The sequence below is a fragment of the Halomonas sp. GXIMD04776 genome, assembly GCF_049808615.1.
Lineage (GTDB): Bacteria > Pseudomonadota > Gammaproteobacteria > Pseudomonadales > Halomonadaceae > Modicisalibacter.
Genome location: NZ_JBNCAN010000020.1, coordinates 76,126 through 95,620, shown reverse-complemented (window position 1 = coordinate 95,620; position 19,495 = coordinate 76,126). Strand labels below are relative to the sequence as shown.

The following is a 19,495-nucleotide window of genomic DNA, read 5'->3' as shown; positions in this document are numbered from 1 at the left end:
TGCGTTCTGAAACCAAAGAACTGATCAAAAAACCATCAAATTAGAGGCTTGGGCGCGGCAACGGCCCGCGCCCTCGGAATCTGGGCGCTGCTGACCAGCCCGGTGCAATATCCGGGCTATCGCCGCATCGGAATCAAGCCTTTCAAGGAGCAGGTGTATGCTTAGCAGTGCGATCAAGATCGACGATGAAATCTTCAGGAACGACCTTGCCGATACCTTGTTGATCAAACAAGGCCAGCCTAGCCAGGATGCCTGGTGTCTTTCCCGGGATGAAGAAACCCTGCCCGATATTCGCCCTGCTATCGTCCCTTTGAAGCTTTGGCAACAGCATCGCGAGCAGAAAAACCTGGCGCCCTGGCTTGCCAGCGATACTGAGCTTAGCTCCGAACTGGTGGCCGTGTTACATCGCGCTCCGTTGATCGCCATCGACTTCCCGGCATTTACTGATGGCCGTGGCTACACCTTGGCCCGGTTGCTGCGTGAGCGTCACGGCATTGAAGGTGAGATTCGTGCCATTGGCGATGTACTGATCGATCAGCTTTACTACATGTCGCGCTGCGGTTTCGATGCGCTGTCGCTGCGGGACGATCAACCTCTGGAAGACGCCTTACGCTGGCTGACCCCCTTCAGTGTCAGCTATCAGACCGGTGTCGATGTACGTGAGGCTCTCTTTGAGCGTCGCCTGCGAGAAGCCAGTTAAGCCGCTATGCCAGCTCTCAATAGTTTCCACTCCGCCTGTTGGACGGCATGGCTGTTTTGAAGAGGTTGAGAACTACCCGCGCCGCTTTTGCTGGCGTTCTCGATTGCGAGCCCGGGCGCGTTCAGACTTGCGCAGCATCACATAAGTAGCACCGATGCCGCCATGTGCGGGAGTTGCCGACGCATAGGCTTGCACCTGTTCGAACTGCACCAGCCATTTCGCCACATAGGAGCGCACCACGTTGGCGTGGCTATCCAGTGCTTTCCCGCGGCCATGTATCACCAATAAGCAGCGTAGATCGTGTTCGATCGCATCCTGCAGAAAGGTGAACAGCTCACGCCGACAGTTGCGTACCGGTTGCTTGATCAGATAAAGACGCGCTTCCGGAGCGTAGCCACCGTGACGCAATCGCTCGAGAACTCCGATCTGGATACCGTCGCGTCGATATTCGATAGGATCGCGATGAGGCAAGAGGTCGACGAACTCATCCGTCAAGAAATTGTTGCCCTCTCCTTCTTCGACGGCACTGGCCCGGCGTGCCAATTGCGCCTCACTTGGAGAGCGTGGAGTGCTATCGACATCCGCTTTGTCCCGACCCTTGGACAATGGGTGAACGTCGCCTCCCTCGCCCCCCAGCAGTCGACTGAAATCGGTGTCACAATCCAGACAGCGGTTCATGGCGATGCCCTCGACGTATGACTTATCTGAAGATCATATCAGATGCGCTTACCAGCGCTTCAAGTCCTGCGCTGGTTACCCTTGGTCGAATCATGCCATCATGGTTCGCTTCATATCGTTTCCGGGTTGCTTCGTGATCCTCTTACGCCGTTTCGTGTTCACTGTATTGGCCGTGCTGGGCATAGTGCTGTTTTATCTCTGGTTCGTGCTATTGAGCCCATTTGGTTATGAAGCACCGGAAGACCTATCCCCCATTGCGCAGGGTGAGCATCAGGTTTTTGTGTATGGCACCTTACGTTACGGCCTCATCCGCTGGTTGGTCTACGATCGTTGGGGCGATCCTAAGGAAGTGACACTATCAGGGTTTCGCCGTGATGAACTTGATTTGAAGAAAGCGCCTACTGCCCAGGTAAAAGGGTATCTTCTGGAAGTTGATGCGACAGAGCTCAAGAAACTTGACCGCTATGAGCGATTGGGAATTCGCTATTACCGTGATCGTATAATTTTGGATAACGGTACATCGGCCTGGGTTTATCGACGTTTATGAGGCTGAATATGCAACCGATGAAAGATAACGGTATAAATATTTTTGCTGTTGTCGGCTCCAGTACGGCCACTTACACTGTCTTTCAATTTCTTGATTTTACAACACTGATGCTGCCATAAGACGATTTCAGACCATGCTGACGCTCTATCACAACCCGCGCTGCTCGAAGTCTCGAGAAGCATTGAACCTGCTCGAGACTCAAGGGGTCGACTTCCGTATACATCGTTACCTGGAAACGCCGCTATCACTGGATGAATTACAGTCGCTGGCTGCTCGACTCGATGACGATACGCTGGCATTGGTGCGCACCAACGAAATGGAATGGAAGGCTCTCCGCCTGGCCGCCCCCAGCGAACAGCAATGCCTTGAGGCCATTGCCCAGCACCCGCGTTTGATGCAACGCCCTCTACTGGATCGCGGCGATCGTGCCGTTATCGGACGTCCTCCCGAAGCGATTCTGTCACTTCTCGACGAGGCCTGACCCTTACGCCCCGTCTCCTACGCCCATAGACTGGAGCCGTCATGAGTGCTTCCCGCCCTTATATTCTTGTTCTCTATTATTCGCGTTCCGGCGCCACTCGCACCCTGGCGGAACAGATGGTCGCCGGCATCGAAACGGTTGCAGGCATCGACGCGCGCTTACGCACGGTACCGCCGGTATCGTCCACCTGCGAAGCCGTCGATCCTGACATCCCTGCCGAAGGTGCCGTCTATGCCACCCTCGATGACTTGCGCCACTGTGCTGGACTGGCCCTGGGCAGCCCGACCCGCTTCGGCAACATGGCAGCACCGCTAAAATATTACCTGGACAGCACCAGCGAGCTATGGATCAACGGCGCCCTGATCGACAAACCGGCAACGGCCTTCACGTCCACCGGCAGCCTGCATGGCGGGCAGGAAGCCACACTGCTCACCATGCTGGTGCCTCTACTGCACCAGGGCATGGTCTACGCGGGTGTGCCCTACAGCGAAAGCGGTCTGATGGAGACCACCAGTGGCGGCACGCCTTATGGCACGAGCCATGTAGCCGGCGCAGCCAGTGATCGCAGTGTCGACGACACCGAACGCACCCTTGCCCACGCCCAGGGTAAACGCGTTGCCAGGCTTGCCATGGCACTTCTTACGATGCGTGAGGATAAATGATGCGCGCTGTTCTGGAAGGACTCGAACAGCGCCACGGAACGGCACTGCTAACCCAAAGAACTCGCCAGGTGGTACTGGGTAGCTATGTCGCGCTGGTGGTACTTTTGCTGATTGGGGGGTTACAGTTACAAGCTCAAAGCAGTAGCGGCTTGTTGCCGGTCCTGGTGCGTGTTTTGCCACTGGTTCTATTTTTCCCCACCCTTTATACACGCCGTCCCCGTGGTCATGCCTGGTTGGCATTCGTGAGTCTTTTGTATTTCATGCAGGGGGTGATGCTGGCCACGCTCCCCGGCAAAACCTGGCTAGGGTTGTTGGAAGTCGTGGCAAGCCTGGCCCTGTTCGTTTCGAGCATGCTTTACGCGCGTTGGCGCAGCCGTCAATTGCGCGGCTAACTCCGGGCGGTCTTTCGCATCCCCGGGTTGCTGCTATCCTCAAGTTGTCTGAATCAGCAAGGATTCAGCCCTATCCCTCGGGCCAATCGCTGCCGAGGATGCATAAAACGATAAGGAGAGATCGATGAAAGTCTTGATGAGTCTCGGTATTGCCGCTTCTTTATTGGTGACCTCTACAGTCACGCTGGCGGCGGATGAAAAACAGATCAAGGAAGCCATCGAATATCGCCAGGCGGCCCTCCATACGATGGGCTGGAACTTCGGCCCGCTTGGGGCCATGGCCAAAGGAGACATGGATTACGATGCCGAAGAAGCCGGGATGCGTGCAGAGCGAGTCGCCATGCTAGCGCAAATGCCTTGGGAAGGCTTTATCGAAGGGTCCCTGCGTGATGACGGGCACGGTGTCAATACCGATGCGCTCGCCAAGATCGCTGATAACCAGGACGACTTCGAGTCTCTGCAGACAGAGATGCAAGATGCCACGGCCAAGCTGGCCGAGGTCGCTCAGCAGGACGATTTTGCAGTATTCCGTAAACAGGTCGCGGATACCGGCAAGACCTGCAAGAACTGTCACGATGAATACCGCGCAGAATAGTGATCAACCACTATTCTCGAGTCTCAGCTATTCCATAGCCACGTGACCAATACGGCCGCCAGCACAAGCATCACCACGGCGCGCCATTGCACGGCCCGGGTTCCCGGGCCGTCGACGGGCTTCGAAGCCAACGATTTATGGCCATGGAACATCGCTCCCACCAGTTTTTCCCCCTTGAAGCGATGCGCGATCACCGCCACGAGATGCAAGCCGATCAAGACCAGTAGAAAATTGCCATTGTAATGGTGAACGGTTATCAGAATCTTGGTGGTGGCATCGCTGACGCTGCCATACAGGGGCGCTTCGAACAGGATGTCGTCGTGCAGAAATAGTCCACTACCTGCCTGCAACGTCAGCGACACCAGCATGACCAGAACCATCCAGCCGCCAAGTGGATTATGCCCGGCATAACTCGGGGCGCGACCACGAAGGAACTGTCCTAGATAGCGCCAGGAGGCGAATGGTGAGCGCAGAAAGCTGTAAAAACGCGCGTGGCGACTCCCGAAAAGCCCCCATAGCCAGCGGAACAATAAAAGCCCCAGCACCGTGTATCCTGCTCGCGCGTGCCAATCGACGGGAAACATCAGCGGATAGCCTTCCGTCTTCATCGTGTAAAACGATACGATCAGTGCGAGCACCAGCGTCCAGTGAAAGAATCGCACCCATACGTCCCACACCCAGATCCTGTGCATCTTTCACCTCGATAACCTGCACGACATTGGCCTTCGCTTCATTGGTCAAGGCTCATATAATGATGCGATCGATGACACAGAATAGTTACCCGAGATAACCCCCGATATCAAGGAAGAATTCGTTGTCTTCTATCGCTCAATGGCGTTACGCCAGCCTGCAAACCCTGCCCGTGATGTTCGGTTATCTGCCCTTGGGAGCCGCTTTCGGTATTCTGTTCATGCAGCTTGGACATCCCTGGTGGATGGCGCTGGTCATGTCCTTGTTCATCTACGCTGGGGCCGGGCAGTTCATGGCGGTCACCTTGCTGGCCAATCATGCGGGGCTCCTCGAGGTCGCGGTCGCGACCTTCATGCTCAACTCTCGACATCTGTTCTACGGTTTGTCGCTGCTCAAGCGCTTCAAGGGAGCGGGATGGCGCAAGCCCTATCTGATCTTTGCGCTGACGGATGAGACCTATTCACTACTGACCAACCAAGGGCGACAGCAGCAAGACGCGGAAGACCACGCCAATGCCTGGCGAATCAGTTTCTTGAACCAGCTATGGTGGGTGCTGGGAACACTGGCAGGGGCCATTGCCGGGGCACTGCTCGATTTCGACAGTCGCGGCATCGAGTTTGCCCTGACCGCGCTGTTCATCGTCCTCACATTGGAGCAGGCAAGCCGTTTGCGTCGTGCCTTGCCCTTCGTCATCGCGTTAGCCACGGGGATCGGCGCCCTGATACTGTTACCCGAACAGCATCTGTTGCTGGGCGCCATCGGTGCCACCAGCCTGATACTCCTGGTGCACTATCGATGGATCGACCAGAACGAAGGGGCAAACTGATGGAAACCACCACACTGATCGCGTTCATCGTCGTCAGCGCTCTGGCCACTTTTGCCACCCGGGTACTGCCCTTCATCGCCCTGTCGCGCCACGCCGATCATCCACTGATCCTGCACTTGGGCCGCTATCTTCCGCCGGCGGTGATGATGATACTGGTCGTCTATGCCCTGCGCGATTTTCGGCCGCTTGCCGAGGGCCAATTGAACATGGCCGCCAATGGTTTACCAGTCATCATCGCCTCGCTCACCGTTGTCGTATTGCACCTATGGCGCCGCAACGCCTTGTTATCGATCATAGGGGGAACCGGACTCTATATGTTGATGGTCCAGTTGGGCTGGTATCCTGCATGAAGAAACCGGCGAAACATTAAACTTGAGCCTATGACCGCTTGCGACGAAGATTATGAACATACCAGGAGAACGCCATGACTCACGACATCGCCGATGTTCGGCGCAACTACAGCGGGCGTAGCCTTGATACCGCGACGACTCCGGACGACCCTATGCCGCTCTTCCAGGAATGGCTGGACGAGGCGTTAAGCAAGGAAACCGATGACGCTAATGCCATGACCCTGGCGACCGTTGACAGTCAAGGACTACCTCATGCGCGGGTGGTGCTGCTCAAGGGATTCGATGAGCGCGGCTTCGTGTTCTACACCAACTATCAGAGTCACAAGGGCAGTGAGTTGGCCAATGTGCCTCATGCGGCGATCGTCTTCTGGTGGCCCACGGTGCAGCGCCAGATACGAATCGAAGGTCATGTCAACCAAGTCGACGCCACGGAATCCGATCGCTATTTCGAAAGTCGCCCTCGCAATAGCCAACTAGGGGCCTGGACGGCACTGCAGAGCGTGGAAATACCCGACCGGGAATGGCTGGAAGAGCGTAAGAAACGGTTTGAAATGGTCTATGACGGGCAAGTCGTAACCCGCCCTCGTCATTGGGGTGGCTATCGCGTCGTACCGGAAATGATCGAGTTCTGGCAGGGGCAGCCGGATAGACTGCATGACCGGGTGCGCTACCGCCTTTACGACCACGGATGGTTCAAGGCACGACTGGCGCCTTGAAGGCCTTAATGACGAAGGCCCAACCAAAAATGATTGGGCCTTCGTCGCTCATGGAACATGACAAATGTATCGGCTTATGAGGCGTCGCCTATCCATTCATTGACCATGTCCTGGTGGTTCTCCACCCACTTCTTCGCGTTCTCGTAGGGGTCGCTACCCTCCTCCTGGTTCATCATCATGACCTCGCCCATGTCCTCGGCGGTCCACTCGAAGTTATCCAGGATCTGATAGGCACCCGGCATGTCTTCCTTCAAACCTTGACGAACGATGGTGTGGATCTGCTCGGCCCCCCCGTAGACATTCTTGGGGTCGTCAAGATATTTGAGATCCCAGCGGGCGAACATCCAGTGCGGCGTCCAACCAGTGACGACGATATCCTCTTCATTCTGAATGGCCGATTTCAGGGCCGCTGTCATGGTCGCGCCGCTGCCGGTGCGCAGACGAAGATCACGATCCAACCCATACTCATCCAGCACATCCTCGGTCAGCCCCATGATGCCGGCACCGGGATCGATACCGATGATCTCGCCATCAATACGATCGGCGTTCTCGCCAAGGTCTTCGATGGATTCCATGGGTGTGTACTCGGGAACCACCAGCCCCAGCTTGGTGCCGTCCAGGTTGACGCCGGTATCGACCACCTTGTCCTTGGTCTGCGCATAGTAATTCTTGTGGGTCGTGGGCAACCATCCGGCCAGCGTGGCATCCGCATCGCCGTAGGCGATGGCCTGCCACATCGAGGCGCCAGACAAGGACGACATCTCGACGTCATATCCCGCCTGTTCGAGCACTGCACGCATCACATTGGTCGAGGCGACCGTCGAGGACCATTCAACGTAGGCAAGCGTCACCGTGCCTTTATCCTGAGCGTAGGCGCCACCTATCGTGCCCAGCCCCAGCACCACCGCCAACGAGGCGTTTTGTAGCGTACGCGACATTACACTGGTTGTTTTCATGATTTCCTCTTTCTCGTCTTTTGTGTTTGAGAGGCAGCGTTGCTATCGATGCCTCTTTCCTGCCAATGCCTCTTCCCTGCCAATGCTGACCGAGTATCTCGATCAGATATTCAACTTCTTCACAGCGTAGCTTTCTGCTACTGCGTTTTCTTGGTCTTACGGAAGGTCTGAGTCAGGCGGTCGAGCAGCATGGCCAGGATGACCACCGCGATACCCGCCTCGAAGCCATCGCCCGGACGCAAACGTTGAATCGCCTTCCAGACCTCGTTACCCAGGCCATCCGCGCCGATCATGGCAGCGATGACCACCATCGACAGCGCCAGCATGATCGTCTGGTTGATGCCTGCCATGATGGTAGGCAAGGATAATGGCAATTGCACCTTGAGCAGCTTCTGCCCACGCGTCGAGCCAAAGGCATCCGCGGCTTCGACCAGCTCCTTGGGCACCTGACGGATGCCCAGGGTCGTGAAGCGGATCGCCGGCGGCATGGAGAAGATCACGGTGGCAAAGATCGCCGACACCGACCCGATACCGAAAAACGGAATGGCCGGAATCAGATAGACGAAGGCCGGCATGGTCTGCATGAAATCCAGCACCGGCATGATCAGGCCATAGAACTTGTCCGATAACGCCGCAAAAATCCCTACCGGCATCGCAATCAGCACCGCCACCAGGGTGGCAATGACCACCAGGGTCAGGGACTCGATCATCGGGAACCATAGGCCCATGTTCCAGATCAAAGCCAAGCCTAGTGCCGCCCCGATCGCCAGCCGTATCCCCGACAGGCGCCAGCACAGCAAGGCAATGATCGCCATCAGGGCCCATTCAGGCAGCCACATCAGTGCATCGTTGAGCGCACTGATGCCGGTCTGAGTGATCCGCGAGATGCCTCGGGTCACCACGGAATACTCGCTGGTCAGGTAATCGAGCCCGGCTTCGATCCAATCGCCAAGCGGAATGCGGGGAATTTCGATAGCCATCATTGTTCTCCTGCTTCAGCAAGTTGTGCCAGCACCGCGCCCTTGACGACAACGCCAAGGAGTCGCTGATCTTCATCGACCACGGCGATTGGATAGCTCTTGTCGCCAAACATGGCGAACAAGTTGTGTAGCGGCTCGTCGGGACCAACCTTGGGAAAATCGTCGCTGATCAATCCGTCAATGCTCTGCTTTCCTTCCCGAGCGGCGCGATCGGCCTCCTCGCCCCCGATCAAGCCCAGCAACTTGCGCTGTCGATCGGTGACGTAAATGGAGTCCAGCCCGTTTTCACTGAGCCTGTGGAGTACGGTACGTGGCCCGTCGTCGTCCCGGGCCACGGCACGAACCGGACGCATGGCATGACGGGCGGTGAGAATACGCGACATGTCGACACCTTCAGTGAAACGTGCCACGTAGTCGTCCGCCGGATGGGTCAGGATGTCTTCTGCCGTCCCGATCTGCACGATTTCTCCATCCTTGAGCAGGATGATGCGATCGGCGAGTGCCAGCGCCTCGTCCAGATCGTGAGTGATGAAGATGGTGGTCTTCTTCATGCGATTCTGGAGTTCGAGCAGTTCCTGTTGCATATCCTTGCGGATCAACGGGTCCAGCGCCGAAAAGGCCTCATCCATCAGTAGAACGGTGGAATCGTTGGCCAGCGCCCGGGCTAGCCCCACACGCTGCTGCATGCCACCGGAAAGCTGACTGGGCATCGAGTCTTCCCAGCCCTCAAGGCCGACCTGATGGAGCGCTTCTCGTGCCTTCTGCGCGCGCTCGGCCTTGTCGAAACCGCGAATCTCCAGACCGAACTCTGCATTTCCCTGAACGGTGCGGTGAGGAAACAGGGCAAAATGCTGAAAGACCATCGAGAAGTGACGACGGCGACATTCCAATAGCTCTTTTTCGCTGAGCTTGGGGATATTTTCATCGTCGATGACGATATCGCCTTCCGTGGGCTCGATCAGTCGATTGAGACAACGAATCAACGTCGACTTGCCTGAGCCCGAGAGCCCCATGATGACGAGCAACTCGCCTTCATTGACGTCAAAACTGATGTTGGATAAACCCAGTGTCTGCCCGGTCTTTTCCAGAATTTCCGGACGCTTCATCCCCTTGTCGCGTAACTCCAGGGCCTTTTTCGGGTGACTGCCGAAGACCTTACTCAAGCCACGCACCTGGATCTTGATATTGTCGGTTTCGCTCATCGATTCATCCGGTCTATGATTATCTGTATCGAACGATTTATAAGAAAATGCCTGAGATCACAGTGATAAAACACGTCTAATCGACCCTTATTATATCACCTTGTGATGGTTAAACTGGCTTTTGATAACCCATATTTATGCGATCGCTATCATACGGGGTCGCTCGGGGAGTATCAAATCGGCGCTTTCACGCTCGATGCCCATCCTCGCCTGATGCCAAGTGATCAGGGCTGAGCTTCCAGACGATGACGCTGCCAATCACTGGTGGGTTCATTAAGCCGCAATACCGCATCCACTACTTGCTCTTCCATGTTGTAATGCAACCTGAATCCCAGATGCTTCATCAAGCCACGCATGGGATGATTGTCGACCATGATCTTGCCGATCATCTCCAGAGTACCCACGCTTTTGCAGTAGCCGATCATCTTCTTCATCAGCAGGCTACCCAAGCCTAACCCTTGCATGTCATCGCGGATGATGACGGAAAATTCCGTGCGTATATTGTCCGGATCGTTCCACACCCGAACCACCCCAAGCATCTCTTTCTCGCCATCGTTGCGCGTATGTTCGGCGATGAATGCCATCTGGCGGTCATAGTTGATCTGCGCCAGCATCGCCAGGTCGCGTTTGGTCAAGTCGGCCTTATTATGAAAATAGCGAAAACGAATGCTTTCCTCGGAGAGCTGCGAATGAAAGCGGGTAATCAGTGGCGCATCTTCGCCGCGCACCGGGCGGATCTCGACCTGCATGTCGTTTTTCAACCTCACCCACTCTCGCAGCTCCTCCGGGTAAGGCATGATGGCATGGCGGGCCGGCACACCCAGATCCATGGCAAAGTCTACGGCGATCATCCCGTCGCGATTGAGCAATAGCGGATTGATTTCCAGGCCCCGCAATTCGAGCAAGTCTGACGCCATCTGCGAGAGCTTGACCAGTAGCTGACACATCCTGTCGAGATCCCGCTGTGGGTCGCGAGAATGTTCGAGAATCAATTTGCCGGCATGGGTGTTGGCGATCAAGTCACCCGCCAGGGTCATGTTCAACGGTGGCAGGGCCACATGGCGATCGGCCAGTACGTTGGTTCGATACCCCCCGATACCAAACACGATGACCGGCCCGAATACCGGATCCCGGGTGATGCCTGCGCACAGTTGGATGGAGTGCTTGCCACGCTGCATCGGTTGCAGGCAATAGCTGTATATCTGACTCCCGGGATATTGTGTTTGCACTTCCTCCCGAAGACGCTCCACCCCCTTGGCCACCTCGGCAGCGCTGTTCAAATCCTGCAGCAAGCCAGAAGAGGGTTTACGCGGGTGCTTATCGTAATGAAAAGGCAGACAGCCCTGCTCATGGACCGCCTTGAGTCCTAGTGGCTCCTGCAGTTCCTCGAAAGCCGCTGCTGCTTCCTCCGCATTGGCGACATAACGGCTTGCGGCCGTAGAAATGCCGTAGGCCTGAAGCGCTTCGCCGGTTTCCTGGTGGCTAAGGCGATCGCGCCCCCGTGCCCTGGCCTCGGCAATCAATTTATGACAGCGCTGGCGGATGTCGGCGGTGGTACCGAAGGGCAAACTGGGTGGCGTCTCCTGTAGCAGCGCCTGCACTCGCTGATAGTCCACCATGTGCATGAAGGCCTTGACCGCCTTTTCCGGAGAGATATAGGTCGGAATACCGGCCAGATGGCATTCGTGACGGGCCGACAGCGCCTCTTCCAACCCCATCCAACTGGTCAGCAGATTACGCTTGAAGCGCTTGCGATGAGCGACCACTGCCTCCGCAGTAATTTTCGAGGGTGCCATGCGTGTCGGTGCATGCACGACCAGCACCGCATCGACGTTGGCATCGGCGGCAATGATTTCCAATGCGCCGACGAACTTCTCCGGTGTGGCGTTACCCCCAAGATCCACCGGATTGCTACCGGGCAGACTCATGTCGAAATCACTGTCCAGCAGGGCCTGTCGTGTCGTGTCAGTGAATTGGGCCAACTTGCCACCGGCCATGATCAAGCGATCGATGGCAAGTAGCGCCGGCCCCAGCCCATTAGCAACGATCGCCAATCGATCCCCACGCAACGGTCGCATGCGTGACAGGGTGCCGAGCGCATCGAACAACTCATCGGAATTGTCGACGCGCACCACCCCCGCCCGGGCCAATGCAGCTTCGAACACGCTATCGCGATTGACAATTCCCGGCGTCGCCGGCAGCCCCGATAAATCCGATTGCTCCGTACGACCGCTCTTGATCGCCAATACCAGGCGGTTGCGTGACGCCTCCCGCAGCGCCGTCATGAGATGCTGGGCGTCGCTGACACGCTCGAGGTGCAGCAAGATGGCCTGAGCCGGGGAGTTCTGATTGATATAGTCGATCAAATCGGGAAGCATGACATCGACGCTGTCCCCGAGTGTCACCAGATGGGAGAACCCGATGCCCTGCCCGACGGCCCAATCGATCATGGCATTGCCGAGCATGCCCGACTGCCCCAGATAGGCAACCTTGCCTGCCTTGACCGGCTGGCTGGAATAGGTGGCGTTGAGATGGCGCCCCGGCACGATCAGGCCCATGCACTCAGGGCCCAGTACCCGAATGCCGGAACGCCTTGCGGCGGCCAGCATGCGTTCTCGAATGGAACCTTCCTGCGACGTGCTCTCGTCCAGAAATGATCCACCGGACAGTACCATCGTCGCCTTCACCCCAAGACGACCCAGTTGCTCGATGGTAGCCGGCACGGTAACGACCGGTGAGCAGATGATCGCCAGATCCGGCGCTCGCGGCAGGTCCTGCACTCTCCTGACGCATGGAGTGCTGAAGACGGTATCATAGCCCTTGGGGTTGACGGCCCAGAGTGTTCCTGGAAATTTTCCTTCCTGAAGATTTCTGAGCACCAGCCCGCCCATCGAATGGCTCTTCTCGGAGGCGCCGATCACGGCCAGCGTGCTTGGTTCGAAGAAATTACGCAGAAAACGCGTGCCCACGACGATCTCCTCAATAGAAAGACTCTGCTTGTGTACGACTTAAGGACACTGTCGTGCAAGTCGCATTGCCGATTAATGTTGCATCATAACAGTGTGGAGAGCGGCCATGATTACATCCTTTATTACTCATCCTCATTGCGTTCTTCACAATATGGGCCCGGAGCATCCGGAGAGCCCCAAGCGTCTGGACGCGATACACGCACGCCTGGCCCTCGAAGGCATCCTGCAACAGACCATGCAGTCCGAGGCAAAATCGGTCACCGACGAACAGCTCATGCTGGTTCACCCACAACGCCATCTTCGCTCACTGGACAAGTGTGTTCCCTGCCACGGCTTGACCAATCTCGACAACGACACCTTCATGAACCCGGACAGTCTCAAGGTTGCGCGTCTGGCGTCGGGCGCCGTAGTACGTGGTATCGACCAGGTCTTCCGCCATCAGGCGGACAACGTGTTCTGTGCCGTGCGCCCGCCGGGTCACCACGCCGAGGCCACGGAGGCGATGGGGTTTTGTTTCTACAACAACGTTGCCGTGGGAGCGGCCCATGCGCGCGCGAAGTACGGCCTCAAGCGTATCGCCATCCTCGATTTCGATGTCCATCAGTGCAACGGTACTATCGATATCTTCGCCAACGACCCCGACATTCTCATCTGTACCAGCTATCAATACCCTTTCTATCCATGGCGTTACCTGCGTCCCGAAGCGGACAACGTGGTGTGCACGCCTCTCGATGCCGGCTGCGACAGCCGCACCTTTCGCCATGCCATCGAACGCGACTGGTTGCCGGCGCTGCAGGCCCATAAGCCGGAGCTGATTCTGGTCTCCGCCGGTTTCGACGCACATCGAGAAGATCCGATGGCGGATATCTGCCTGGAAGACGAGGATTATTACTGGATTACCAACCTGGCCATGGACGTCGCCCGAGGCTATGCCGGCCACCGCCTGGTGTCGGTACTCGAGGGAGGCTACAACCCGGAGGCCCTCGGCAGAAGCGCCACGGCCCATGTCAAGGCGTTGCTGGGCCTGCCCTATCATGAGAAACAAAGCGAGGGGGCGTGCCGTTACGATGCCCCGATCGCCAAAGGCTAGACATTGGCGGAAGAGCGCTTGGCGACCGTCAGGTAAGCGCATCGCGCAACGGATATGCTAAGATTCAAGAAACTTTGTTTCCTATAGTGAATCCGTCATGTCCGTCACCAACGATCAGGATGCCGCTCTGCGCATTGCCTCGGGCCGCAAGCCGTTCGTCGAACCGATGCGCCTGGGCGAACGACTCAAGGAAATTCGTCTGGCCAGTCGATGGACCCTGGAGGATGTCAGTCAGCGCACCGGACTCGCTCGCTCGACGCTGTCCAAGATCGAGAACGATCAGATATCACCGACCTTCACCGCCGTACAGAAACTCATCAATGGGCTTGGAATCGATCTACCGCAGTTGCTCAGCCCACCCAAATCGCAACCCCATACGCTGGGTCGGCGCGATCTGACGCGACGCGGTGGCGGGCAACAGCACCCGACGCCGACCTACGAACATGAACTGCTGTCCTGTCAATTGGCTCAGAAGCGCATGATCCCGTTCAAGACCATCGTGCGGGCGCGGGATTTTCGGGAGTTCAGCGAGTGGGTTCGCCACGATGGCGAAGAGTTTCTGATCGTGCTCGACGGCTGTGCGCTGCTCTATACCGAATTCTACGAGCCCTTGCGTCTCGAACAGGGCGACAGCCTCTATTTCGACAGCGACATGGGGCACGCCCTGATCTCGATCAGCGAAGAGGATGCCACGGTGTTGTCGGTCTGCACCGCCACCGAGATCGTTTAGGACGGAGCCCCCGATTCAAAAAGTCACGGGGCTCCTCCTGCGGCCTTCTACCGGCCGAGGTACGGATCATCCCCCGCCAGTTCACGCTGCATCACTTTCTCGGCGTAGTCTGCTCCGTAGCGCGCCCGAGACCAGGCATACATGATCAGTCCAAGAATCATCCAGCCACCGAACACGACCCACTCCACCGGCAGCAACGCCGACGGACTACCGGGCAGATAGAGCACCACCATGCCCAAGGACAGGGCGACGGCAAATCCGCCGACCAGCTTTCCCTGAGACACCATGAAGGGACGCTCGAGCTGGGGCTCCCGGTAACGCAACACCAGAAATGACAAGGCCACGAATAGATAGGCGATGACGATGCCCAGCCCACCGGCATCGACCAGCCAGACCATGGTCGGTCGGCCGAAGAAAGGCGCGATGCTCGACAAGATGCCGATCATCAAAATGGCGTTGGTCGGTGTCCGGTAACGGGGGTGCAGCTTGGCCAGAAAGGCCGGCAGCATCCCTGCGTGGGCCAAGGCAAAGATCGCCCGGGAACCACCGATGTAGAAGGCATTCCAGCTGGTAATGATGCCCGCGATACCCGCCAGCACCATCAGGTTGCCGGCCCAGGGCGCAGCGAACACCGCCTGCATGGCATCCGGTACCGCCAGGGAGCTGGATGCCAGTGCTGACGAATCGAGCATCAGCGCGGTGCCCAGAATGATCAAGGCATACCAGAACACCGCGAGGATGACGGAGGCCATGAGCACTCGACCGATTTCCCGGAAAGGCAGATTGATCTCTTCGGCGGCCTGGGGTATGACATCGAAGCCGACGAACATGAACGGCACCATGATCAGCACCGTCATGATGCCGCCGATGACGCCATTCTCGACGCTGAACAGCGGCTGCAAGGTGGCGCTGTCCCCGGTGAAAAGCGCGCCGGTGATGAACATGATACCCACTGCCAGTATCAGCAGGGTCACCGTCTTCTGCACCAGCGCCGCGGTACGAATACCAATGTAATTGATCCACATCATCACCAGCGACCCAATCACCCCGACCGCGACCCAACTGGCGGTCACGTCCCAACCGGCAATGGTCCACAGATGGCCTACGGCATAGTTGGGAAATAGCTGCTCGACCACGGTGGGCAGCGCAACGGCCTCGAAGGACACCACGCTGACATACCCCAGCACGATGGCCCAGGTACAGATGAACGAGGCGAAATGGCCCAGGGCGCGATAGCTGTAGACGTGCTCACCCCCCACCTGCGGCATCGCCGAGGCCAGCTCCGCGTAGGTCAGACCCACCAGAATGATAGCGATGCCACCGAACACGAACGCCGTGATCGCCCCGACGCTGCCGGCGGATTGTATCCAGCTGCCGGTCAGCACGATCCAGCCCCATCCGATCATGGCACCGAAGGCGAGCGCCAGTACATCCTTGCGCGCCAGCACCCGCGCCAGCTTGTGTTCTGTTGTTGAACCCGTCATCAGAATCCACCTCTTAGGCTATTGGTTTTATACGGTTATCAGGTGTGTTCGTTTTATATATTCAACGATTAAGCAACGCTAATGGGCCTACTCCTGTAATACAAGCGTTTTCTGGTCATCTTCGACCAACGTCAATCGTGCTGAACGGCATCCCCTCGCCATAGCAATTTTCCGCACTCCTCGAGGGAGTAGCCGCCGAGGGATTGAGCCAGGGCGAGCCCGGCAGCACTGTCCATATAATCGAACAGCTGACGCAACAAGGAGCGAAAATAGACATTGCGCGGCGTCACCAGATCGAAGGCCTCCTCGCTTACCGGTATGAAGCCCAGGCCGAACTCGTTGGCCGCCGACAAGGTCCCCGGACCGATATCTGCCTCGTGGCGGGCAATCATCGAGGCGACCTCACGTTCACTATAGGCGATGGCGTTGCAATTGAGTTGCTCGAGGCGCAATTGCTGGCTTGCCAACCACTCCTTGAGAAAGCGTTGCGATCCGGCCCCTTCCTGACGCATTACCCAGCGCCGACTGGCGCCGGAAAGCCCTTGAGACACCCCTTGCGAAAGCCCCCGAGGGCTCAGCGACAGATGACGATCTTCACTGCGAATGATCAACCCTTGGGAACGACGGAACAGGCGTACCATCGTCCAATGGCGATAGCCCTGGTGCCCACGAATCAACGCCGGATGGCGCAACTCGCTCTCCTCGGCACGCCCCCAGTGGATGGCGCAGACATCCGCCCTGCCCTGGGACAAAAGCTCCAGCCCCAGTTGCGTGCCGGTGACGCTGTACCCATAGAACGCCTGGCCGCGCTGCTGTTGGTTGAGACGCATGACCATGGCCGCCAGCAGCGGATCGTCGCTGCCGGTGATCATCAAGCGATCCGCCAATACGCCGTGATGGCAGGATTCGAGAATCCAATGCTCCACCAGTCGGCGCGGAAACAACCATTTACCGGTGATCTTGGTGGCCGGTATCACCCCATCGCTGGCCAGCTGATAGATCTTCTTCTCGTTGAGATGCAAAAGCTCTGCAACCTGGTGAACATTGAGAAATGGATTGTCCGCCTCGCTCACTGCGCCTTCTCCTGTCGGCGTTTGTTCTGAGCCGCTTGATTACGCGATCGATGGCTCGCCCGGTCTCCGGGTCGCCGCGGCGGCGGGCTATCGAGTATCAATCGGTCAGCGCCATGGATCGCCTGAAAGTGCTTGCCCTTGGCCCGGGCAACCAACAGCACCCCGAAACGCTGCGCCAGCTCGACGCCCTTCTGGGTCACGCCGGAACGGGATACCAGCACACTGATGCCCATCTGAGCCACCTTGAGTACCATTTCCGAGGTCAAACGGCCTGTGGTGTAGAAGATGTCCGCGTCGTCGATAGCGGCCATCGAGGCGTCATCCGCATACAGCCATTGCCGTCCCGCCAGGGTATCCACCGCATTGTGCCGACCCACGTCCTCGACGAAATCGAGCACCCGATCCTGATGGCACAGGGCGCAGCCGTGTACCGCCCCGGCACTGCGATAGGTCTCGTTATAGGCACCCAGGTTATCGAGCAGGCGATAAAGCATGGATTGCCCCAAGCGGGTATGAGGCAGCGGTTTGAGCGCGGTGGCATCGAGCAAGCGCCCGAACACGGTGCCCTGACCGCAGCCGGTGGTCACGGTACGCTGCGCCAGCCGGGCCTCGAGATCCTCCGGCTGATGCCGGGTGACGACCGCTGCAGCTTCCACGTCCCAGTCGACCTGCACTGCCTGAAGATCCTCCCGACGCGCAATCAGCCCCTGATTGCGCAGATAACCGACGACCAGCGCTTCAGGCTCCGCCCCCAGGGTCATCAAGGTGACGATCTCGCGCCGATTGAGATACAGCGTCAATGCCCGCTCGGCCGCGATGGCCTGTTGTCGAGTCTCGCCATATTCATCGGTGACGGCAATTTCCACGGTGGTCGGCAAACGCGCCTGACTCACACTGATTGGGCTCATGGCACGCGTTCTCCTGTTCGCCTGGATACACTTCAGTGACAACTCGTTGATAGTTCGAGGATAGGCCGGTGCAGCGCCGGGATGACGTAGCGCTAGTAGACACATGGCGACAGCTTGATCACTATATCGGGTGTGGTTGCGTTCCAACCAGTCAAGCATCGCATTGCACTTATCAGGGGCCTCTCCTTATGACCAGCACCAGCCTACGTACCTTGAATGTGCAGCTTGCCTCCGAACAGCGCACGGTCAAGGGTTTCAGCATGACGCAATGGCATGTCGCCGAGCTAGAGCCCGGCGATCAAGGCCCACAGGCGCTCGATTTACAACTTTACATGACCGAGCGTAGCGCCTACCGCCACAACCTGTCTGCCGAACATCCACGGCTATTCCTGCGTTGTGAAGAAAGTCAGGGCTTTGCAAGCGCTAGTGCCATCACCGCCAGCCAGGAAGTGGCGGCGGGCTGGATGGATGGCGACTGGCTGGTGCTCGACACCCCGATGCCGCTGGCCATTCAGCTATGGATCGAAGCCTATTTGGCTCGTCACGGCGAGGCACCGGAAGAGGGACGCAAGAAGAAACCCAAGGGCGCTGGTCGTGCCCGGGAGAATCAGGCATGAGTCGTTTCGAACGTTGGTCCCGGCGCAAGCGCGGACTGGAAGCCGACCATGAACGTGACGAGCATACCCCAGCCTCGATCCAGACGCCCGCCGACCTAGAAAACGAAAGAGCATCACCGGACGTTGGCCTATCGCCAACACCGGGGGAAGAGCACGCTCCGGCGGTCCTGCAGGAACAAGAGGCAGCGCAGCCCCAGCTTCAGCCCGATAGCCTGGCGGATACGATCGACGCTCAGCTACCGGACCCGGATACGCTCGCCCCGGGGAGCGACTTGAGCGCCTTTCTGCAAGCCGGGGTCAGCCCGTCACTCAAGCGCCGTGCGCTACGTCGCATGTTCGCGGCAGAAAGCTATAATCAGAGAGACGGGCTCGACGATTACGATCACGATTTCACGAAAATGCGCAAACTCAGCGGAGAGAACGCAGCACAGTTAAGGCGCTGGATGCACAAGCTCACGGAGGACGCCGACGAAACGGCGAGTAGCGAAACCGCTACCGATGAAAACGCCTCGAAGATCCCCGCGCCCGAGAGAACGCAAGAGGCGGCACATGCCGCCAATGAACCGGCGCTGACCAATGAGCACCAGAACAATGATCCGGATAAAGAGACTTCACGTAGCGCTTTTGACCCAGCACGATCCATTGACCGGTCAGTTTGATACAACTTTACCTGCGTCGCGGCTTCGGCTTACCGCTCGTCTTCCTTTTACCGGAGTTTGCCTACCAGGACTCAGGTCTCAAGCCTGCTTAACTATTCAAGGATCAAGGATTCCGGCGATGGTCTCGATCTAGCGACCACCTATAAAATTATTATTCGCCGCTATCTTTTAGACCGTAACGTATTGAGGT

22 protein-coding genes are annotated in these 19,495 nt (G+C 57.7%); 13 read left to right on the top strand and 9 right to left on the bottom strand.

The window, feature by feature from the left end:
* The first annotated feature begins 157 nt into the window (after positions 1-157).
* A complete protein-coding gene (locus ACPF7Z_RS14215; protein WP_425193906.1) occupies positions 158-700 on the top strand; it encodes a DUF934 domain-containing protein in 543 nt (180 codons plus the stop codon).
* 72 nt (positions 701-772) lie between these two features.
* Here ACPF7Z_RS14215 and smrA read toward each other — a convergent pair whose 3' ends face one another.
* Positions 773-1,378, bottom strand: a complete 606-nt coding sequence (gene smrA / locus ACPF7Z_RS14210) for a DNA endonuclease SmrA (RefSeq protein WP_425193905.1) — start codon at positions 1,376-1,378, stop codon at positions 773-775.
* On the opposite strand from smrA, the gene ACPF7Z_RS14205 reads away from it, so the two are divergent.
* From ACPF7Z_RS14205 to ACPF7Z_RS14185, 5 genes are all read left to right on the top strand, one after another.
* Positions 1,377-1,925: a gamma-glutamylcyclotransferase family protein gene (locus ACPF7Z_RS14205; protein ID WP_425193904.1), complete on the top strand. Its 549-nt coding sequence runs from the start codon at positions 1,377-1,379 to the stop codon at positions 1,923-1,925. The two genes, smrA and ACPF7Z_RS14205, sit on opposite strands and share 2 nt — an antisense overlap.
* A 133-nt stretch (positions 1,926-2,058) precedes the next feature.
* Complete coding sequence (gene arsC, locus ACPF7Z_RS14200) at positions 2,059-2,406, top strand: arsenate reductase (glutaredoxin) (RefSeq protein ID WP_425193903.1); 348 nt, start codon at positions 2,059-2,061, stop codon at positions 2,404-2,406.
* A 41-nt stretch (positions 2,407-2,447) separates the two neighbouring features.
* Positions 2,448-3,068, top strand: coding sequence for an NAD(P)H:quinone oxidoreductase (wrbA, locus tag ACPF7Z_RS14195; protein WP_425193902.1), 621 nt, complete (start codon positions 2,448-2,450; stop codon positions 3,066-3,068).
* Complete coding sequence (locus tag ACPF7Z_RS14190) at positions 3,068-3,460, top strand: DUF2069 domain-containing protein (protein ID WP_425193901.1); 393 nt, start codon at positions 3,068-3,070, stop codon at positions 3,458-3,460. The genes wrbA and ACPF7Z_RS14190 overlap by 1 nt, the downstream gene beginning before the upstream one ends.
* A gap of 124 nt (positions 3,461-3,584) precedes the next feature.
* Positions 3,585-4,055, top strand: coding sequence for a c-type cytochrome (locus tag ACPF7Z_RS14185; RefSeq protein WP_425193900.1), 471 nt, complete (start codon positions 3,585-3,587; stop codon positions 4,053-4,055).
* A 23-nt stretch (positions 4,056-4,078) separates the two neighbouring features.
* On the opposite strand, the gene ACPF7Z_RS14180 is transcribed toward ACPF7Z_RS14185, so the two are convergent.
* Positions 4,079-4,747 (bottom strand): cytochrome b/b6 domain-containing protein, encoded by a 669-nt coding sequence (locus ACPF7Z_RS14180; protein WP_425193899.1) that lies wholly within the window; start codon positions 4,745-4,747, stop codon positions 4,079-4,081.
* A 122-nt stretch (positions 4,748-4,869) separates the two neighbouring features.
* Here ACPF7Z_RS14180 and ACPF7Z_RS14175 point away from each other — a divergent pair, with 122 nt between their 5' ends.
* The 3 genes from ACPF7Z_RS14175 to pdxH all read left to right on the top strand — a co-directional run bounded on the left by ACPF7Z_RS14175 (position 4,870) and on the right by pdxH (position 6,637).
* Complete coding sequence (locus tag ACPF7Z_RS14175) at positions 4,870-5,571, top strand: AzlC family ABC transporter permease (RefSeq protein WP_425193898.1); 702 nt, start codon at positions 4,870-4,872, stop codon at positions 5,569-5,571.
* On the top strand, positions 5,571-5,921 hold the full coding sequence (locus tag ACPF7Z_RS14170) for a branched-chain amino acid transporter permease (protein ID WP_425193897.1): 351 nt from the start codon (positions 5,571-5,573) through the stop codon (positions 5,919-5,921). The genes ACPF7Z_RS14175 and ACPF7Z_RS14170 overlap by 1 nt, the downstream gene beginning before the upstream one ends.
* A gap of 74 nt (positions 5,922-5,995) precedes the next feature.
* Positions 5,996-6,637: a pyridoxamine 5'-phosphate oxidase gene (gene pdxH / locus ACPF7Z_RS14165; protein ID WP_425193896.1), complete on the top strand. Its 642-nt coding sequence runs from the start codon at positions 5,996-5,998 to the stop codon at positions 6,635-6,637.
* Positions 6,638-6,711: 74 nt separating this feature from the next.
* Here pdxH and ACPF7Z_RS14160 read toward each other — a convergent pair whose 3' ends face one another.
* The 4 genes from ACPF7Z_RS14160 to ACPF7Z_RS14145 all read right to left on the bottom strand — a co-directional run bounded on the left by ACPF7Z_RS14160 (position 6,712) and on the right by ACPF7Z_RS14145 (position 12,744).
* Positions 6,712-7,593, bottom strand: coding sequence for a glycine betaine ABC transporter substrate-binding protein (locus tag ACPF7Z_RS14160; protein ID WP_425193895.1), 882 nt, complete (start codon positions 7,591-7,593; stop codon positions 6,712-6,714).
* Between the two features lie 137 nt (positions 7,594-7,730).
* On the bottom strand, positions 7,731-8,573 hold the full coding sequence (locus ACPF7Z_RS14155; RefSeq protein WP_425193894.1) for an ABC transporter permease: 843 nt from the start codon (positions 8,571-8,573) through the stop codon (positions 7,731-7,733).
* Positions 8,573-9,775 carry a quaternary amine ABC transporter ATP-binding protein gene (locus ACPF7Z_RS14150; protein ID WP_425193893.1) on the bottom strand — a complete coding sequence of 401 codons (1,203 nt, stop codon included), beginning with the start codon at positions 9,773-9,775 and terminating at the stop codon, positions 8,573-8,575. Before ACPF7Z_RS14150 ends, ACPF7Z_RS14155 begins: the two co-directional genes overlap by 1 nt.
* 224 nt (positions 9,776-9,999) lie before the next feature.
* Positions 10,000-12,744, bottom strand: coding sequence for a GNAT family N-acetyltransferase (locus tag ACPF7Z_RS14145; protein WP_425193892.1), 2,745 nt, complete (start codon positions 12,742-12,744; stop codon positions 10,000-10,002).
* 106 nt (positions 12,745-12,850) lie between these two features.
* Here ACPF7Z_RS14145 and ACPF7Z_RS14140 point away from each other — a divergent pair, with 106 nt between their 5' ends.
* Positions 12,851-13,834 carry a histone deacetylase family protein gene (locus ACPF7Z_RS14140; RefSeq protein ID WP_425193891.1) on the top strand — a complete coding sequence of 328 codons (984 nt, stop codon included), beginning with the start codon at positions 12,851-12,853 and terminating at the stop codon, positions 13,832-13,834.
* Positions 13,835-13,931: 97 nt separating this feature from the next.
* On the top strand, positions 13,932-14,564 hold the full coding sequence (locus ACPF7Z_RS14135; RefSeq protein WP_425193890.1) for a helix-turn-helix domain-containing protein: 633 nt from the start codon (positions 13,932-13,934) through the stop codon (positions 14,562-14,564).
* A gap of 47 nt (positions 14,565-14,611) precedes the next feature.
* On the opposite strand, the gene ACPF7Z_RS14130 is transcribed toward ACPF7Z_RS14135, so the two are convergent.
* The 3 genes from ACPF7Z_RS14130 to ACPF7Z_RS14120 form a co-directional block, all read right to left on the bottom strand.
* A complete protein-coding gene (locus ACPF7Z_RS14130) occupies positions 14,612-16,048 on the bottom strand; it encodes an APC family permease (protein ID WP_425193889.1) in 1,437 nt (478 codons plus the stop codon).
* A 131-nt stretch (positions 16,049-16,179) separates the two neighbouring features.
* Complete coding sequence (locus ACPF7Z_RS14125) at positions 16,180-17,121, bottom strand: substrate-binding domain-containing protein (protein WP_425193888.1); 942 nt, start codon at positions 17,119-17,121, stop codon at positions 16,180-16,182.
* A complete protein-coding gene (locus tag ACPF7Z_RS14120; protein WP_425193887.1) occupies positions 17,118-18,029 on the bottom strand; it encodes a formate dehydrogenase accessory sulfurtransferase FdhD in 912 nt (303 codons plus the stop codon). Before ACPF7Z_RS14120 ends, ACPF7Z_RS14125 begins: the two co-directional genes overlap by 4 nt.
* 188 nt (positions 18,030-18,217) lie before the next feature.
* Here ACPF7Z_RS14120 and ACPF7Z_RS14115 point away from each other — a divergent pair, with 188 nt between their 5' ends.
* Together ACPF7Z_RS14115 and ACPF7Z_RS14110 are read left to right on the top strand one after the other, a co-directional pair.
* A complete protein-coding gene (locus ACPF7Z_RS14115; RefSeq protein WP_425193886.1) occupies positions 18,218-18,646 on the top strand; it encodes a DUF3305 domain-containing protein in 429 nt (142 codons plus the stop codon).
* On the top strand, positions 18,643-19,305 hold the full coding sequence (locus ACPF7Z_RS14110; protein WP_425193885.1) for a DUF3306 domain-containing protein: 663 nt from the start codon (positions 18,643-18,645) through the stop codon (positions 19,303-19,305). The genes ACPF7Z_RS14115 and ACPF7Z_RS14110 overlap by 4 nt, the downstream gene beginning before the upstream one ends.
* Positions 19,306-19,495 lie beyond the last annotated feature (190 nt).

Excerpts from the sequence above, each read along its gene's own strand:
- ACPF7Z_RS14215 (WP_425193906.1), top strand. The coding sequence starts at position 158 with ATGCTTAGCAGTGCGATCAAGATCGACGATGAAATCTTCAGGAACGAC.
- ACPF7Z_RS14205 (WP_425193904.1), top strand. The coding sequence starts at position 1,377 with ATGGCGATGCCCTCGACGTATGACTTATCTGAAGATCATATCAGATGC.
- smrA (WP_425193905.1), bottom strand. The coding sequence starts at position 1,378 with ATGAACCGCTGTCTGGATTGTGACACCGATTTCAGTCGACTGCTGGGG.
- arsC (WP_425193903.1), top strand. The coding sequence starts at position 2,059 with ATGCTGACGCTCTATCACAACCCGCGCTGCTCGAAGTCTCGAGAAGCA.
- wrbA (WP_425193902.1), top strand. The coding sequence starts at position 2,448 with ATGAGTGCTTCCCGCCCTTATATTCTTGTTCTCTATTATTCGCGTTCC.
- ACPF7Z_RS14190 (WP_425193901.1), top strand. The coding sequence starts at position 3,068 with ATGCGCGCTGTTCTGGAAGGACTCGAACAGCGCCACGGAACGGCACTG.
- ACPF7Z_RS14185 (WP_425193900.1), top strand. The coding sequence starts at position 3,585 with ATGAAAGTCTTGATGAGTCTCGGTATTGCCGCTTCTTTATTGGTGACC.
- ACPF7Z_RS14180 (WP_425193899.1), bottom strand. The coding sequence starts at position 4,747 with ATGCACAGGATCTGGGTGTGGGACGTATGGGTGCGATTCTTTCACTGG.
- ACPF7Z_RS14170 (WP_425193897.1), top strand. The coding sequence starts at position 5,571 with ATGGAAACCACCACACTGATCGCGTTCATCGTCGTCAGCGCTCTGGCC.
- pdxH (WP_425193896.1), top strand. The coding sequence starts at position 5,996 with ATGACTCACGACATCGCCGATGTTCGGCGCAACTACAGCGGGCGTAGC.
- ACPF7Z_RS14160 (WP_425193895.1), bottom strand. The coding sequence starts at position 7,593 with ATGAAAACAACCAGTGTAATGTCGCGTACGCTACAAAACGCCTCGTTG.
- ACPF7Z_RS14155 (WP_425193894.1), bottom strand. The coding sequence starts at position 8,573 with ATGGCTATCGAAATTCCCCGCATTCCGCTTGGCGATTGGATCGAAGCC.
- ACPF7Z_RS14150 (WP_425193893.1), bottom strand. The coding sequence starts at position 9,775 with ATGAGCGAAACCGACAATATCAAGATCCAGGTGCGTGGCTTGAGTAAG.
- ACPF7Z_RS14140 (WP_425193891.1), top strand. The coding sequence starts at position 12,851 with ATGATTACATCCTTTATTACTCATCCTCATTGCGTTCTTCACAATATG.
- ACPF7Z_RS14135 (WP_425193890.1), top strand. The coding sequence starts at position 13,932 with ATGTCCGTCACCAACGATCAGGATGCCGCTCTGCGCATTGCCTCGGGC.
- ACPF7Z_RS14130 (WP_425193889.1), bottom strand. The coding sequence starts at position 16,048 with ATGACGGGTTCAACAACAGAACACAAGCTGGCGCGGGTGCTGGCGCGC.
- ACPF7Z_RS14120 (WP_425193887.1), bottom strand. The coding sequence starts at position 18,029 with ATGAGCCCAATCAGTGTGAGTCAGGCGCGTTTGCCGACCACCGTGGAA.
- ACPF7Z_RS14115 (WP_425193886.1), top strand. The coding sequence starts at position 18,218 with ATGACCAGCACCAGCCTACGTACCTTGAATGTGCAGCTTGCCTCCGAA.
- ACPF7Z_RS14110 (WP_425193885.1), top strand. The coding sequence starts at position 18,643 with ATGAGTCGTTTCGAACGTTGGTCCCGGCGCAAGCGCGGACTGGAAGCC.